Here is a 15,682-nt window from a genome sequence, read left to right as displayed (position 1 = left end):
ACATAGAGAGATGAACAGGAAAAACGAATTTTTAAATAACTGATTCATAAAGATATGCAGTTTGAAATGTTAAAAGATAAGTCGTCAATCATCAAGGTAATTGGTGTTGGTGGCGGTGGAGGTAATGCGGTAAACCATATGTACCGTTCTGGAATTACAGGTGTAGACTTCATCATTTGTAATACTGATGCTCAGGCTTTGGAGTTTAGTCCTATTCCTAATAAGGTTCAACTTGGTGCAAGTTTAACTGAAGGTATGGGAGCGGGCTCAATCCCTGAAGTTGGTAAAAATTCAGCCATAGAGAATATTGATGATATTAAGCAGATGTTGGGCAGCACTACAAAAATGTTGTTCATCACCGCGGGAATGGGTGGAGGTACCGGAACAGGGGCCAGTCCAATCATTGCCAAAGCTGCTAAAGAATTAGATATTTTAACGGTAGCAATCATTACTACTCCTTTTGCCTTTGAAGGTAAAAGACGTAAAATGCAAGCTAACGATGGTTTGGATGAACTGAAAAAATATGTAGATTCTTACCTTGTTATTTCTAACGACAGGTTGCGTGAAATATTCGGTAACCTTACTTTAGGTTCAGCATTTGCCCAGGCGGATGATATTTTAACAACTGCAGCAAAAGGAATTGCGGAGATTATAACTGTACCCGGATATATCAACGTGGATTTTAAAGATGTGCGTACTGTTATGAAAGACAGTGGTGTGTCTATAATGGGTAGTTTTGCATGCGAAGGCGAAAATAGAGCATTGAATGCTGTTGAAGGCGCTTTAGCTTCTCCATTGTTGAAAGATAATGAGATTGAAGGTGCAAGATATATTTTGTTAAATATTAGTTCTGGAGTACAGGAAGTAACAATGGATGAGGTTACTATCATCACTGATTACATTCAGGAAAAAGCAGGTCTTTCTGCTGATTTGATCTGGGGTAACTGTATTGATGAGAACCTTGGTGAAAGATTATCAGTAACTATTATTGCTACTGGTTTCCAAACTAAAGAACAGCGCGAAGAAGATAAGAAGAACGTTAAAAAAATCTCTTTATTAACTCCCGAAGAAGCGCCGATGGTGCGTCCTGTAGAGCCTGTTAACTCTTTCATACAGCCTAAGACTGAGGTTCCTTCTCAGGAGCCGGTAATGAAAGCTAAAGAAGAAATAAAGCAATCTGATCTTTTCGGTGATTTGTTCAACATCAACAAAGCCAGAAAAGTTGACGAACCAGAAAATACAATTGTAAGACATACCTTAATTGAAGAAGAGCCTATTCAGGAAACTCATCAAGAGTCTTCAGGCTTTGAATTCGAAATTAAGCTTGCCGAAACTGATTTTGTATTTGAAACCCCTGCATCTGTTTTTAATAACGATGTTGAACCTCATAGAGAAGAAGTTCATGAAGCAGGAGCTGATGATGACAAAAACGATGAATCAATAGAAGATCAGTTAAAAAAATCAAAAGAGAGAATCTTAAGATTAAAAGATCTTAGTATGAAATTAAGAACCAGCAATGGTTTACAGGAGTTGGAGAATGAGCCAGCTTATAAACGTAAGCAAATGCAATTACAGCAGGTTCAGCACTCATCTGAATCTCAGGTTTCAAGATTTACTTTAAGTAATGATGAAGATGGATCAACTGAAATCAGACCTAACAATTCTTTCCTTCATGATAATGTTGATTAATTATTAACATATAAAAAACAAAAAGCCTTAGCAATAAATATGTTAAGGCTTTTTTGGCATAATAATAGCGTATTCGCCTTGGTACATGCTGATGTTGCGTATCAGTCATATTAACCTTAAATTTGCAAAAAAAAATAAAAGAACTTAATACATATAACATTGGATATTTTTGAAAAGATAGCAAAGCATATGGGCCCGATTGGGCAACATCACAAATGGTCACATGGATATTTTTCATTTCCTAAATTAGAGGGCGATATCGCTCCTCACATGAATTTCCGCGGTAAAGAACACCTGGTATGGAGTTTAAATAACTACTTAGGTTTAGCTAATCACCCTGAAGTAAGGGAAGCTGATTTAAAGGGTGCTGCAGAATTTGGAATGGCTTATCCTATGGGTGCTCGTATGATGTCGGGTAACTCTAAATACCATGAACAATTAGAGCAGGAACTTGCAGCGTTTGTAGGTAAACCAGATGCTTTCTTATTAAACTATGGTTATCAAGGGATGGTTTCTATCATTGATAGTCTTGTAGATAGAAATGATGTTATTGTTTATGATGCTGAATCTCATGCATGTATCATTGACGGATTGCGTTTACATATGGGTAAACGTTTTGTATATAAACATAACGATATTGACAGCGCACGTAAACAACTTGAAAGAGCAACTAAGCTTGTTGAACAAAGTGGTGGCGGTATTCTTGTAATTACTGAAGGTGTTTTCGGCATGTCGGGTGCACAAGGAAGATTGAAAGAACTTGTTGATCTTAAAAAGGAATTTAACTTCCGTTTATTGATTGATGATGCTCATGGTTTTGGTACTATGGGACCTACCGGCGCAGGTACTCACGAAGAGCAAAACTGTATAGATGGGGTTGATGTTTACTTCGGTACTTTCGCTAAGTCTATGGCTGGTATTGGTGCGTTTGTTGCTTCTACAGAAGAAATGACTAATTTCTTCCGTTACAACATGCGTTCTCAAACTTTTGCTAAAGCATTACCAATGCCAATGGTTATTGGTTTGTTAAAAAGGTTAGAGTTATTAAAGAACAACCCTGAGCTTAGAGAGAAATTATGGAATGTAGCTACTACATTGCAAAAAGGTCTTAGAGAGCGTGGTTTCGATTTAGGCGTAACAAATACAATGGTTACTCCGGTATTCTTAAAGGGTGAATTGTTGGAAGCTACTGCGCTTACAATGGATCTTCGTGAGAACTACGGAATATTCTGCTCGATTGTAGTGTATCCTGTTATCCCTAAAGGACTGATTGAGCTTAGGTTGATACCAACAGCTGTTCACACAATGGAAGATGTACAGCGCACATTAGATGCCTTTAGTGAGGTTTCTGATAAATTGAAAAGTGGATACTACAAAGAGAATCAATTCTCAATAGCATAACATTATTTAATGTAAAAGGCCCTCTAGCATAGTTAGAGGGCCTTTTTTGTTGAATGCTTTTTTGTAATCTATTGATTTTCAGTTATGTGAATTTGTTTTATGAAGATTTAATTGTGAATAACCCCTTTAAATGTGGAAAAAAACAGTGTTATGGGCATTTTTTTATTATTCCAAAAGTTTTTTTTGTAAAATAAACATCTTACTTTAGTAATAGAGTATTAATCAAAACCTTAAAAACCTAAAAGGAGTAAATTAACGATGAAAAAATTTAATGAAGTAAAAGAACTTGTAGCAGCTTTAGAAGCTGATGCCGACAAATTCTACAACAAGGCGAACAGCGCTGCAGGTACACGTGTACGTAAAGGTATGCAGGACCTTAAGAACTTAGCTCAAACTATTCGTTTAGAGATTCAAGAAACAAAAAATAAAGGTTAGAACCACCCCTATTTTTGTTTTGATGAAAAAAAAGCGTCTCGATAATTCGGGACGCTTTTTTTATTAGGTTATATTTCCTATGCGGTAATCTTATTTGCTTCTGCAATAATCGCCTCACGTATATTCGAAGATACTTGAACTAAAGGAAGTCTAAGGTTATCTTCACAAACATCAAGGTGTTTCAATGCGGCTTTAGCGCCAGCCGGATTGCCTTCTGCAAACATTAATCTTGTAAATTCGATCAAGCTAAGGTGTAAAGGAAGAGCTTTGGCAAAGTCACCAGCTAAACACAATCTTATCATGTCAGACAGTTGTTTTGGTAACGCATTTCCAATAACAGATATTACACCAACCGCACCTATTGAAATCATTGGCATGGCAACCGGATCATCACCTGAAATTAACATGAAATCCGCTGGTTTATCTCTCATGATCTGATTAAACTGATCGAAATTTCCAGAGGCCTCTTTAATCGCAATGATGTTCTTGAAATCAGTGGCTAAACGACAAGTCGTTTCAGCACTGATGTTGCTTCCTGTGCGCCCTGGTACATTGTACAAGAAAATTGGCAAGGAGCTGGATTCACTAAGTGCTTTATAATGTTGGTAAATACCTTCTTGAGTTGGTTTATTATAGTATGGGCTTGCAGATAAAATGGCCTCATAACCGTTTACTTCAAAATCTTTTATATTTTGTGCAATAGCTCGTGTATCATTACCGCCAATACCGGCAATTAACGGTAAGCGGCCATTGTTTATTTCTGCTGTAAATTCCCAGATCTTCTTCTTTTCGTCTTTATTGAGTGTTGATGCTTCTCCTGTAGTACCTAATGATACCAGGTATTCTACCTTTCCTTCGATCTGGTAATTGATCAGGTTTTTCAACCCATCAAAATCTACCGACCCATCTGCATTAAATGGCGTAACCAATGCTACACCCGTTCCGTGAAATTTGTTCATTGTTTAGTTATTATTTCAACATCTCTAATAAATCACCCTCTGAAATCAGTGGTACATTCAGTTTTTTCGCTTTATCCAGTTTAGACGGACCCATATTGTCGCCGGCAAGCAGGTAATTAAGCTTTGCTGAAATGCCGCTTAATATTTTACCACCATTGCTTTCTATCAGATCCTTAAGTTCTTCTCTGCTATAATTTTCAAAAACGCCCGAAATTACAAATGTTTTTCCAGTTAATTTGTCACTTTGTAAAGCAATTTCATTTTCTATAGCTTCAAATTGAAGTCCGTAGGATTTTAAAAGGCCAATTTGATGTAAATGTTCGGGATTTCCAAAATATTCAATGATACTTTCCGCAATACGCTGTCCAATTTCATCTATTGCCGTTAGCTCTTCAAGGTTGGCTGTTGATAGTTTCTCAATATCTTTAGTGCCAAAAGCTAATTTTTTGGCAACAGTTTCTCCCACATATCTTATCCCCAGGCCAAACAGTACTTTTTCAAAAGGCATTTGTTTAGAAAGTTCAATACCTTTCAGCATATTTTCTATAGAACGCTCACCAAAACGATCTAGTGTTTTCAATTCCTCAGCTTTTTCATGAAGTGTATATAAATCACTGATGTGTTTTACTAAGCCCTTCTGATAAAATGTTTCTATGGTTTCATCTCCAAGACCGTCGATATTCATGGCCTTTCTGCCAATGAAATGTTGGATCTTGCCTACAATTTGTGGTGGACAAGCTTCATCATTAGGACAGTAAAACGCAACCTCGCCTTCTTTTCTAATCAGTTCTGCACCACACTCAGGGCAGGTAGAAGGATAAATAATCTTAAGTGCACCCGCTTTACGTTTCTCCAGATTTACATTAATTATTTTAGGAATAATCTCACCACCTTTTTCTACAAATACACTATCTCCTTCATGCAAATCGAGTCTTTCAATCTCATTGGCATTATGTAGGGTAGCTCTTTTAACAGTGGTGCCTGCAAGTTGTACAGGTTTTAAATTGGCAACAGGAGTAACTGCACCTGTACGACCAACCTGATAAGTTACCCTTTCCAGTATAGTTTCTACTTCTTCAGCCTTGAATTTAAAGGATATGGCCCAACGCGGAGATTTTGCGGTGAAGCCTAATTCTTGCTGTTGTGCATAACTGTTCACTTTAATTACAATGCCGTCAATATCATAAGATAATTTGAACCGCTCAGTTTCCCAGTGTTTTATAAATAACAATACATCATCAATACTGTTAACCAGTTTAGAGTTATCGCTTACATTAAATCCCCAGCTTTTTAAGGTTTGCAGACTTTCCCAGTGCGTTTTAAAATAATTCTTATCGGTATTTAAAGAATAGAGAAAACAATCTAGCGGGCGTCTTGCAACTTCTTTCGAATCCTGCATTTTTACGGTTCCTGAGGCAAAATTTCTAGGATTGGCATATTGTACCTCTCCAAGCTCTTCGCGTTCTTTATTTAATCGTTCAAAGGCCGCACGATGCATAAAGATTTCACCTCTGATTTCAAACAGAGGAGGGACTTCTTCACTTTTTAGTTTATGAGGGATGTTGTTGATTGTTTTAATGTTGGTAGTTACATCATCACCTTTCGTCCCATCTCCACGTGTAACGGCTCTTACAAGCTTAGTGTCTTCATAAGTTAAACTGATGGAAAGACCATCAAATTTAAGCTCACATACATACTCAAAGCTTTCGCCAATGGTTTTCCTAACTCTTTCATCAAAATCACGGAGATCCTGCTCATTATAGGTGTTGCCTAAAGAAAGCATTGGCCATCTGTGCTTTACAGTGGTGAAAGTTTTCGTTATGTCGCCGCCAACTTTTAGGGTAGGTGAGTCTGGGTCTGCAAATTCCGGATGTTCTTTTTCTAGCTTAGTAAGCTCTTCCAGTTTTTTGTCAAACTCATAATCTGCAATGGTAGGCATTGCTAATACATAATAATTGTAACTGTGTTGGTTAAGCTCCTTAACCAATGCATCCATTTTGTCTTTTATATCAAATAGTGACATAAGAGCGAAGATACAAATTAGCTTTAGGAGCTAATTGAGATTTGTATGAAATATTTTGGTGCTAATGATTACCGGCACTTAAATGGAGTTCAATATCTCTAAATATTGACATATAGTTATCTTCAATACCTGACTTAAAAATAATGAGTTTATCCGTTAATAATGCAAGTTGTGGTTCTGTAAAAGGGCTGTCCCACAAACGCATACAAATGCGATTTAAGGCGTAAGAAATGTTTTCGATCTTTTGGTAACTAAAAAGGTATCTACTCGAAATAAAACTGTTCAGAAATTTAAAGAATAGTGTGGTGTCTACTACGCCACTTTTCTTTAGGAATGAATCCAGCGCTTCTTTGTTTACTTGCCCCAGCTGCTCATAAAAAGTATTGATGTTTACAGTTCCATGAATGGTTAATAAATGATCCAGTACTAATTCAAGACCAATATGTGCTAAAAAAAAAGGTTTTACAGGACTGCCTTCAAGTACAGGTAAAATGATTTGCTTTAAAGCGTGAGTGTGTAATTTAAAGAACTCCGAAGAATGAAAAACAGCATCAACTGCGATGTGTCGGGCCCATCCGCTAAGAATGGAATTTTCATTAGCATCAGATTCAAAAAGCCGTCTTTCTTTTAATGGATATAAGTTGCTGTCTTTCTGTGCGTTCTTTACAAAATCGGGCAAAACTACTCCAATTACCATGTTTTCATCATGGTTGTCTCTCTCGAAATAAAAATGCGACAAAAAGTTCATTGCTTTAAAAGTAGCTAAATTTGTTTAATTTAACTGTTTTTGAAGTGTATTGAATTTAAAGGATAACATAGGTTTTCCTATATTTGCCGCAAAAGGATATAATAATGACCAATTTCGTTGAAGAGCTACGCTGGAGAGGTATGTTGCAAGACATCATGCCCGGTACTGAAGAAAAATTGAATGAAGGAATGACCGCGGGTTATATAGGATTTGACCCTACTGCTGATTCATTGCATGTAGGTCATTTAACTCAGATTATGACGCTTATTCATTTTCAACGTGCAGGCCATAAGCCATATGCTTTGGTTGGTGGAGCTACCGGTATGGTAGGTGATCCTTCAGGTAAATCTGATGAAAGAAATCTTCAGACGGAGGCCATGGTAGAACATAACCTTGCCGGGATGAAAAAACAACTTTCTAAATTTTTGAAATTTGAAGCGGCAGGCAATGGTGCGGTGATGGTAAACAATAATGACTGGTTTAAGGATATGAACCTGTTTACCTTTATCCGAGACATCGGTAAGCACATCACTGTAAACTACATGATGGCAAAAGATAGTGTTAAAAGAAGATTAGAAGGTGATTCTGGACTTTCTTTTACAGAGTTCTGCTACCAATTGATTCAAGGATATGACTTTTATTATTTATGGAAACACCATAATTGTCTGGTACAAATGGGTGGTTCAGATCAATGGGGGAATATCGTTACCGGAACAGAATTAATCAGAAGAAAAGATGCGGGTACTGCATTTGCGGTTACTACCAACCTGATTAAAAAAGCTGATGGTACTAAGTTTGGTAAAACGGAAAGCGGAGCAGTATGGTTAGATCCAGCAAAAACATCGCCATATAAATTCTATCAGTTCTGGCTTAATGCTTCTGATGACGATACAAAAAAATGGATCAGAATCTTTACGCTTAAGACACAGGAAGAAATAGAAAATCTTGAGGCCGAGCACGACACAGCGCCACATTTACGTGTTCTTCAAAAAGCATTGGCTGAAGATATAACCATCAGAACGCACTCTGTTGAGGCATTGGAAACTGCAATTAAAACTTCTGAGTTTTTATTTGGTAATGGTTCTTTAGAGTTTTTTAAAACTTTAAATGACGATCAGGTATTAGAGATATTTGAAGGTATTCCTCAGTTTGAAGTTTCAAAAGTAGAGCTTGAGCAAGGAATAGATGCAGCTACTTTGCTTGCCGAGAAATCAAGTGTTTTCGCTTCTAAAGGTGAAGCTAAAAAGCTAATTCAAGGTGGCGGAGTATCGGTAAACAAAGAAAAAATTGCTGATCCTCAAGGTGTTTTTAATAATGGGAATCTATTGAATGATAAATTCATTATCGTTCAAAAAGGTAAAAAGAACTATTATTTGCTTATTGTAAAATAGAGAATCGTCACCCTGAAATAAATTTGCTTCGCAGCTTCTTCAAGGTCAGGGTGATAATGATGATTATTGAACCAATAGGTTACAGCCTCTAATATCCGCATTATCAAAACGGCCTAAAATCTCAAAAGACCCATCATTAAATACGCGGCCCAGATCTTGGGTCGCTATAAAAGAGCAGGAGTAAATGTTAGCCAAATCGATAACATTTATTCCTCCTGTTTTGTTGTTCGCTATCAGGCTTAAAGGGTCATTTGTATCACGAAGATTAATCTTCATCCATGGCGGGCAATTAAATATCCCATTTCCATAAGAGTAGGCTTGCGATAAAAGCTCAGTCATGCCATATTCACTATGGATGGCGTTTACACCAAAACCATCTTGAAGTATTTCATGTAATTCTTCTCTTACCATTTCCTTCCTTTTCCCCTTCATACCACCTGTTTCCATTACAACCAATTCTGGGAATGATATTTTGTATTGCTCAACAAAGTCGAGCAAGGCATAAGTAACACCAATTAGAATTGTTTTCTGACCGGAGGCTTGTTGTTCCTTTAGTTTTTCAAACAAGTCGTCATGATTGTGCAAAAAGTAACCGCTGTCTTTGTGTTTACTTTGTTTTAGTAGCGCATCAACCATATAAATCAAAGAAGAGCCATCACGCTCCAGGTAAGAAGGCAACAGTGCAAGGAAACAAGTTTGCTCAGGCTTACTGTAAAACTGCTCAAAAGCAAGGTTGAAGCTTTGTTCGTAAATTTTAACGTCAGTAACCAAGTGTCGGCTTTGCAGCATACCGGTGGTCCCTGAACTACTAAAAACGATCTCAATTTCGTCAGTAGAACTTAATACTTCATGACTTTTAAAAAAGGCGATCGGTAAATAGGGGATGTGATCTGATGAGGATATTTCATTAGGCTTAATCCTCAGATGCGAGATGTATTCACGATAAACAAAACAGTTTTTTGCCTGATACCTAAATACCTCAAGAGCTATTTGTTCAAACTGTTCTTGAGTTTCAATAGAGAAAATTTGCCTGATTAAATCCTTCACGTGTGCAAAAATACACAACAATGTTTTAATTAAGAATTGGTTTTCATGCTTAGCACAGCTTTTCTAAAGTGATAACCGCAAAAACCACTAATCGCTGCTATAAATGCACCTAATATGGCGCTTAAAACAAGCACCCATATCCATGAATTTACGCCAAGCATACCTGCTACTCTTAGGGCTAAAACATTGTCGTTAGGTAAGCTTTTAAATAAAGCCATACCAGTCCATAACAATAGAATTGCAAGAAATGGCGACCATAAGGAGATCTTCCCTGTTTTACCAATTAAGCCACATGTGGCAAATGAAATCACTACAACGACCCACCATGGTAAAACCATTTGAAGTAAAAAAGAGGCTATTAAAATTACAATAAATACCATGATGCTATTTTTTGGATATTTTTAATTTAGAGATTATTTTGGCCGAAGGATCATCAAATGACTGCATAAAGAAAAGATCATACAGCTCGCCATTTGCCCAGGTATCAATCATGTTGTCATAAAATTTACTTCCTGGATTTCCTGATTGTCCACCCGGAAAAACGCCATGTCCTTTAGGTGTTTTTCCTAGTTCAATTACCATTCTCCACGATGGCCCATTACTTTCACTTAATGCATCAATAGTCATCTTTCCACCACCAATCATTAGTGTTTTTGAGCCGAAACCTGGTATTTTCGCTAAATGAGGCACATTAGTGTGTTTTAAATTAGCCCACTGCCAGCGTTCACCAATCGGCCCGTATTTTCGTTCCAGGCTATCGCATGAGTATTTAAATGCCTCGTTTACCAGATCGCTCAAAGTTTCTTTCTCAGGTGTATTAATATTGTCGATCCATTTAGAATCAGGTTGTGTTAAAATTAACTGTACTGTTCTATCTCTGGATGGATAACGCATTGGAATACCATCAACATTAAAATCATCCGCCCAAAGGTTGTCTTGAAGGCGCTTAGTCCATAGATCAAAAATGCTTGCTGCAATTTCTTTTCCCTCATAACGTTTGTTCCATGCCGATACCAAAGAGAAACCTTCCTTTTGTGTAGCGTTTAGTTTGCTGGCATCCACTAAGGGTAAAATTGCAGGTAAAATGTTTTGGGCATGGATACTATAAGTATCTGTTTGCATAATTCTAATGCTATCAGCAGTAGCTTTAGTCATCACAGTTAATCTATCATTTATACGCTTGGCGCGTTCATAAGGACTAAACTCCCAATTAATGTAGTAAGGATAGCTCGGATCGGTTGATGATTGGTTTGCCGAGCTAACAAAATTCCGCGGAGGATTTTTAACCGTAGGATTCTGATCAGCCGGAATCCATCCTTGCCAATCGTTTTTAGGATCAGAACCATCTAAGATAAATTTCCCCTGATCTTTCCATTTTAATGGAAACTTGCCATTTGCAGTAATGGCAATGTCATTGTCCGTGGATGCGAATACAAAATTTTGTGCAGGCGCTGTATAAAAAGTGAGTGCTTTTCGGTAGTCCGTATAATTTTTACCACGGTTTAGTAAATAAAAGGTTTTAAGCTCATTAGATTTTTCGTGTGCAATCCATCTGAGCGCATTACCGACAGGGACGTTATTCGCCTTAGAGAACTTTTCCGGTTTTTGAAGGTATACTACAGGTCCCTGATGAGTGTAATACACCGTATCGATTTCTGGTTTACTGCCCCTTATTATGATTTTTTCAAAACGTGTGGTTGTATTTTTCCACTCGTTGTTATACCAGTAACTTTTATGAGTGTTGTCTTTAAATTTAATCTGATAAAAATCAAGTACATCGGCTGCAACATTAGTTACTCCCCAGGCAATATTTTGGTTAAATCCAATAATTATACCGGGTGCTCCCGGTAATGATACGCCATAACTGTTTAGCCCTGGAGCATGAAGTTGAATTTGATACCAGATGGAAGGAAGCGTTAAGTCAAGGTGAGGATCGTTGGCCAGAATAGGGTATCCGGATGCAGTTTTTTCACCAGAAATGGCCCAATTGTTACTTCCAATTCCTTCTTCCTTTTGCTTGGTTTGTATATTTCCTGTCGTCATTTCCTTCAAAGCATCAGCCGGAGGTGTCGGTATTGGTAGAGGATTAAAGTCCCACTTGGTACCTACGGGGATAATTGGGTCTTCTTTGAATGGATAATCAGGGAACAAATCTTTAAGTACATCAGTTCCAAATTTCTTTCTGATGTTGGTCATGTAAAACTCGTCAGAACCCATGGCTAACACTGCCGACATCTGTTTTAGCAAGAGTGCGCACTTTAAGGGTGTCCAGTCTTCAGGTTTAAAGTCCAGTAACTTGTATTCTACAGGTAAATTTGCCTGCGATAAGGAATGAATGTAATCGTTAATGCCGGCAGTATAGGCTAATACCATTTCTTTAGATTTAGGATCAGCCATCATTCCCTCCAATGACTTTTCGGCGCCATAAACCATTCCCATACGGCGCTGATATTTATCTAGTTCAATTGCCTTTTTGCCAACTACTTCACATAATCTACCTGCTGCAAAACGAGTTTGGAAGTCCATTTGCCACAGGCGATGCATTGCTGTTACATAACCTTGTGCATAATAAACATCATGGTCGTTTTGAGCAAAAATATGTGGAATCATTCGACCGTCAAATGCTATGTCTACATTCTGAAGTGCATTTTTCAGAATCAGTTTTCTATTAGGATTTACAGATGTTTTTTCAGCGTTTTGCCAAAAGCCTGTAAAAGGGTTAAGGAATTTAAGAAGTGGGGGAGTATCGCCGAATTTTGTATTGAGAGCATACGTTAATAGTATAGGTATAACAATGCAAATGAGGGCTTTTATTTTATTCATCATTTTTCAGTTAAAGGCACTTCTAAAACATAAATGAAAGTACTTGGTTACTACTTCCCTTGATATTAAAATATTGACTTTGCAATTTAGCATAAAAGTTAAATCAAATGCAATGAAAATCGGATTTTACCAACTAAATATTCGTCGAAATTTGATTTGGAAAATTAAATTATTTTATTATATTTATAATAAAATTAACCTAACATAAATTAACTGTATGAGCAAAACGTTTACTAAAGCAATCTTTACGTGTTTATTGCTATGTGTTACCGCTGTGGTAGCCCATGCACAAACTGTAACCATTAGTGGGGCCGTTACTGATAAAGCCACTAAGGAACCAATACCAGGTGTTGGGATTACTGTCAAAGGAACTACAACGGCAACTGCAACAAATATGAGTGGTAAATATGCGTTTGTTGTTAAGCAAACCGGCCCGTTTATTATTGTTATTTCTTACGTGGGTTATACATCAATTGAAAAAGAAATCACAGGAAATATTGCCAATTTAGACTTTGAAATAGAAACAGCCGTAGTTTTAGGTCAGGAAGTAGTTATTTCTGCATCCAGAACTCCGGAACGAATCTTGGAATCTCCGGTGTCAGTCGAAAGGATGGGGCCCGCGGTATTAAAAGAGCTTTCTGCGCCATCATTTTACGATGCTTTAAACAATATGAAAGGGGTTGAGATCAGTACCCAGAGTTTAACTTTCAAATCTGTAAATACGAGAGGATTTAACTCTAATGGTAACAATCGTTTTAATCAGTATGTTGATGGGATGGATAATCAGGCTCCTGGATTAAATTTCTCTGTAGGAAATATTATCGGAGTATCAGATCTTGATCTTGATAATGTGGAGCTACTACCTGGAGCCTCTTCGGCATTATATGGTGCGGGTGGTATTAGCGGTACTATGTTAATGACCTCTAAAAGCCCTTTTGATTATCCTGGGGCAAGCTTTTCTTACAAATCAGGGATCAATCACATAAATGATGATAATACCGGAAATCAGCAGTACAACCAGCTGGATGTACGTTTGGCAAAATCATGGAATAACAAGTTTGCTGTAAAAGCTACTTTCTCATTCCTGCAGGCAAAAGATTGGCAGGCTGATAACTATAGCAATTTTGATCGTAACGGACGCGCTTTTAAAGAAGGAAATAGAGCTTCAGATCCTGCGTACGATGGTATAAATGTTTATGGTGATGAAAGTTCTCAAAATATGAGAAGTGTAGTTCAACAAGGTATTGAGCCTAAAGTTCGTGAGGGTATTTTAGCAGCATCCGGAGGTTTGTTAGATCCGAGAGCATTACTTGATAATCTTGGGCCGGGAGCTAGCTATCCAGCATATCTAAACTTAATAAATAGCAATGTTCCTGCTCCATTGCGTCCTGCAGTTGCAGGTCAATACTTGCCATTCTATTTCGGACTTAAAAATCCGGGTATTCTTCCAAATCAGGAAGTAACGAGAACAGGTTATAATGAAAATGCACTGGTTGATTACAATACTCAGTCACTTAAAACATCTGGATCATTACATTACAAGTTTACGCCAACAATAGAGGGTATTGCACAGTTAAATTGGGGAACGGGTACTTCGGTATACACAGGTTCTGACCGTTACTCATTGCGTAACTTTAGCATCGGACAATACAAATTGGAATTAAAAGGACAAGATTTCTTTGTTAGAGGATATACAACTCAAGAGCGTTCAGGCGATTCTTACATCTCCTCAATTTTAGGAGCATTCATCAATGAAGCTTCAAAATCATCACTTGACTGGTATCCACAATACATCGGTACTTATATCGGTGCCAAATTGACAACTCCGGGAATTACTGATGCACAAGCCCATGCTGCAGCAAGAAATGTTGCTGATCAGGGGCGTTTTATACCTGGTACACCACAGTTTGACGCCGCTAAGGATAAAATTGTTAATAGTACAATCGCTTCGGGAACTGGCGCCAGGTTTAATGATAAAACCAATCTGTATCATTACGAGGGAATGTACAATTTTTCAAATGCCCTTAATAATGTTGTAGAATTACAGGTCGGTGGATCGTACAGGATTTATCAGTTGCGTTCAGGAGGTACTATTTTTGATGACCTTACAAACAAAATTGACATCAATGAGTACGGAGCTTTCGCTCAGGTAGCAAAAAAAATGTTTGATGATAAATTCAAACTAGCTGTATCTGGAAGGTATGATAAGAGCTCTAACTTTGATGGGCGTTTTACACCAAGAATTTCAGGTGTCCTTACAGTAGCTCCTGATAACAACATCAGGGTATCATACCAAACAGGTTACCGAAATCCAACAACCCAGAATCAGTATATCGATCTTTCCGTTGCAGGTGGTTTGCAGAGACTTATTGGTGGTATACCGAGTATGTTAAATAAATATGATATGCTTACAACTAATGTTCCATATACAGATGTAAGTTACCGTGCATTCCTTGGATCTGTGGCAAGTGGCACTCCAAACCCTGGGTTATTACAGAAATACAATTTCGATCCAAGAGGAGTTCGTCCGGAAAGTGTTCAGGCGTATGAAGTTGGTTACAAAGGATTATTAGGGTCAAGATTCCTGATTGATGCTTATGCTTATTACAATACTTATAAAGATTTCATTACGGCAGTAGATGTTTTTCAACAAAACACGAAAACCGGATCTTTCTCTAAATTTGGAGTGCCTGTAAATGCAACCGGTAAAGTAACCTCTTATGGTGGTGCTTTAGGATTAGATTATTTAATAGGTGGATATAACCTGAGTGGTAACGTATCTTACAACAAATTAGGTGATCTTCCTGTAAATTATATCAATGACTTTAACACTCCTGAGGTTCGTTATAATTTAGGTCTTGGGAATAAGGAGATTATTAAAAACTTTGGTTTCAATGTGAATTATCGTTGGCAGGATAAATTTTACTGGAACTCATCTTTTGCTTCAGGAAACGTTCCTTCATTCAGCACAATTGATGCGCAGGTTAATTTAAAAATACCTTCAGTAAAATCGATGGTTAAACTTGGAGGATCAAATATTTTAAATAAATACTACTTTACTTCGTATGGTAACCCTGCTGTAGGTGCACTTTACTACATAGGATTCACATTTAACCCATAAAATCAAATTAACTAAGCTCTACATCAATTAATTAGTTTTATAAAA

Annotated in this window: 11 protein-coding genes; 5 read left to right on the top strand and 6 right to left on the bottom strand. The window is 37.4% G+C overall.

Features of this window, described 5'->3' with window-relative positions:
- Window positions 1–54: 54 nt before the first annotated feature.
- The 3 genes from ftsZ (at window position 55) to J1905_RS02995 (ending at window position 3,525) form a co-directional block, all read left to right on the top strand.
- The gene (gene ftsZ / locus J1905_RS03005; protein ID WP_214225719.1) at window positions 55–1,689 is read left to right on the top strand and encodes a cell division protein FtsZ; all 1,635 of its coding nucleotides are present in this window, start codon (window positions 55–57) and stop codon (window positions 1,687–1,689) included.
- 159 nt (window positions 1,690–1,848) lie between these two features.
- Window positions 1,849–3,090: an aminotransferase class I/II-fold pyridoxal phosphate-dependent enzyme gene (locus J1905_RS03000; RefSeq protein WP_214225718.1), complete on the top strand. Its 1,242-nt coding sequence runs from the start codon at window positions 1,849–1,851 to the stop codon at window positions 3,088–3,090.
- Between the two features lie 258 nt (window positions 3,091–3,348).
- Complete coding sequence (locus J1905_RS02995; protein WP_048904203.1) at window positions 3,349–3,525, top strand: BF3379 family histone-like protein; 177 nt, start codon at window positions 3,349–3,351, stop codon at window positions 3,523–3,525.
- 77 nt (window positions 3,526–3,602) lie between these two features.
- Here the strand turns inward: J1905_RS02995 and dapA are convergent, their stop codons facing one another.
- From dapA to J1905_RS02980, 3 genes are all read right to left on the bottom strand, one after another.
- Entirely contained in the window at window positions 3,603–4,484 is an 882-nt protein-coding gene (dapA, locus tag J1905_RS02990; protein ID WP_214225717.1) for a 4-hydroxy-tetrahydrodipicolinate synthase, read from the bottom strand.
- A gap of 10 nt (window positions 4,485–4,494) precedes the next feature.
- Complete coding sequence (ligA, locus tag J1905_RS02985) at window positions 4,495–6,507, bottom strand: NAD-dependent DNA ligase LigA (RefSeq protein ID WP_214225716.1); 2,013 nt, start codon at window positions 6,505–6,507, stop codon at window positions 4,495–4,497.
- A gap of 61 nt (window positions 6,508–6,568) precedes the next feature.
- A complete protein-coding gene (locus J1905_RS02980; RefSeq protein ID WP_214225715.1) occupies window positions 6,569–7,255 on the bottom strand; it encodes an ACP phosphodiesterase in 687 nt (228 codons plus the stop codon).
- 104 nt (window positions 7,256–7,359) lie between these two features.
- Here J1905_RS02980 and tyrS point away from each other — a divergent pair, with 104 nt between their 5' ends.
- On the top strand, window positions 7,360–8,646 hold the full coding sequence (tyrS, locus tag J1905_RS02975; RefSeq protein WP_214225714.1) for a tyrosine--tRNA ligase: 1,287 nt from the start codon (window positions 7,360–7,362) through the stop codon (window positions 8,644–8,646).
- 63 nt (window positions 8,647–8,709) lie between these two features.
- On the opposite strand, the gene J1905_RS02970 is transcribed toward tyrS, so the two are convergent.
- The 3 genes from J1905_RS02970 to J1905_RS02960 are packed head-to-tail and all read right to left on the bottom strand — an operon-like array spanning window position 8,710 to window position 12,519.
- Window positions 8,710–9,693 (bottom strand): LuxE/PaaK family acyltransferase, encoded by a 984-nt coding sequence (locus J1905_RS02970; protein ID WP_214225711.1) that lies wholly within the window; start codon window positions 9,691–9,693, stop codon window positions 8,710–8,712.
- A gap of 29 nt (window positions 9,694–9,722) precedes the next feature.
- A complete protein-coding gene (locus J1905_RS02965) occupies window positions 9,723–10,073 on the bottom strand; it encodes a hypothetical protein (protein WP_214225710.1) in 351 nt (116 codons plus the stop codon).
- Between the two features lie 4 nt (window positions 10,074–10,077).
- Window positions 10,078–12,519 (bottom strand): penicillin acylase family protein, encoded by a 2,442-nt coding sequence (locus J1905_RS02960; protein ID WP_350027961.1) that lies wholly within the window; start codon window positions 12,517–12,519, stop codon window positions 10,078–10,080.
- Between the two features lie 214 nt (window positions 12,520–12,733).
- Between J1905_RS02960 and J1905_RS02955 the strand changes: the two genes are divergently transcribed.
- The gene (locus tag J1905_RS02955) at window positions 12,734–15,637 is read left to right on the top strand and encodes a TonB-dependent receptor (RefSeq protein WP_214225709.1); all 2,904 of its coding nucleotides are present in this window, start codon (window positions 12,734–12,736) and stop codon (window positions 15,635–15,637) included.
- Window positions 15,638–15,682 lie beyond the last annotated feature (45 nt).

The sequence above is a fragment of the Pedobacter sp. B4-66 genome (assembly GCF_018492665.1).
Classification (GTDB): domain Bacteria; phylum Bacteroidota; class Bacteroidia; order Sphingobacteriales; family Sphingobacteriaceae; genus Pedobacter.
Note: the sequence above shows the minus strand (reverse complement) of the source record. Positions and strands in the feature narration are given on the sequence as shown.

Bases quoted from the DNA above. Each gene is read 5' to 3' on its own strand.
- ftsZ (WP_214225719.1), top strand. From the start codon at position 55: ATGCAGTTTGAAATGTTAAAAGATAAGTCGTCAATCATCAAGGTAATT.
- J1905_RS02995 (WP_048904203.1), top strand. From the start codon at position 3,349: ATGAAAAAATTTAATGAAGTAAAAGAACTTGTAGCAGCTTTAGAAGCT.
- dapA (WP_214225717.1), bottom strand. From the start codon at position 4,484: ATGAACAAATTTCACGGAACGGGTGTAGCATTGGTTACGCCATTTAAT.
- ligA (WP_214225716.1), bottom strand. From the start codon at position 6,507: ATGTCACTATTTGATATAAAAGACAAAATGGATGCATTGGTTAAGGAG.
- J1905_RS02980 (WP_214225715.1), bottom strand. From the start codon at position 7,255: ATGAACTTTTTGTCGCATTTTTATTTCGAGAGAGACAACCATGATGAA.
- tyrS (WP_214225714.1), top strand. From the start codon at position 7,360: ATGACCAATTTCGTTGAAGAGCTACGCTGGAGAGGTATGTTGCAAGAC.
- J1905_RS02965 (WP_214225710.1), bottom strand. From the start codon at position 10,073: ATGGTATTTATTGTAATTTTAATAGCCTCTTTTTTACTTCAAATGGTT.
- J1905_RS02960 (WP_350027961.1), bottom strand. From the start codon at position 12,519: ATGATGAATAAAATAAAAGCCCTCATTTGCATTGTTATACCTATACTA.
- J1905_RS02955 (WP_214225709.1), top strand. From the start codon at position 12,734: ATGAGCAAAACGTTTACTAAAGCAATCTTTACGTGTTTATTGCTATGT.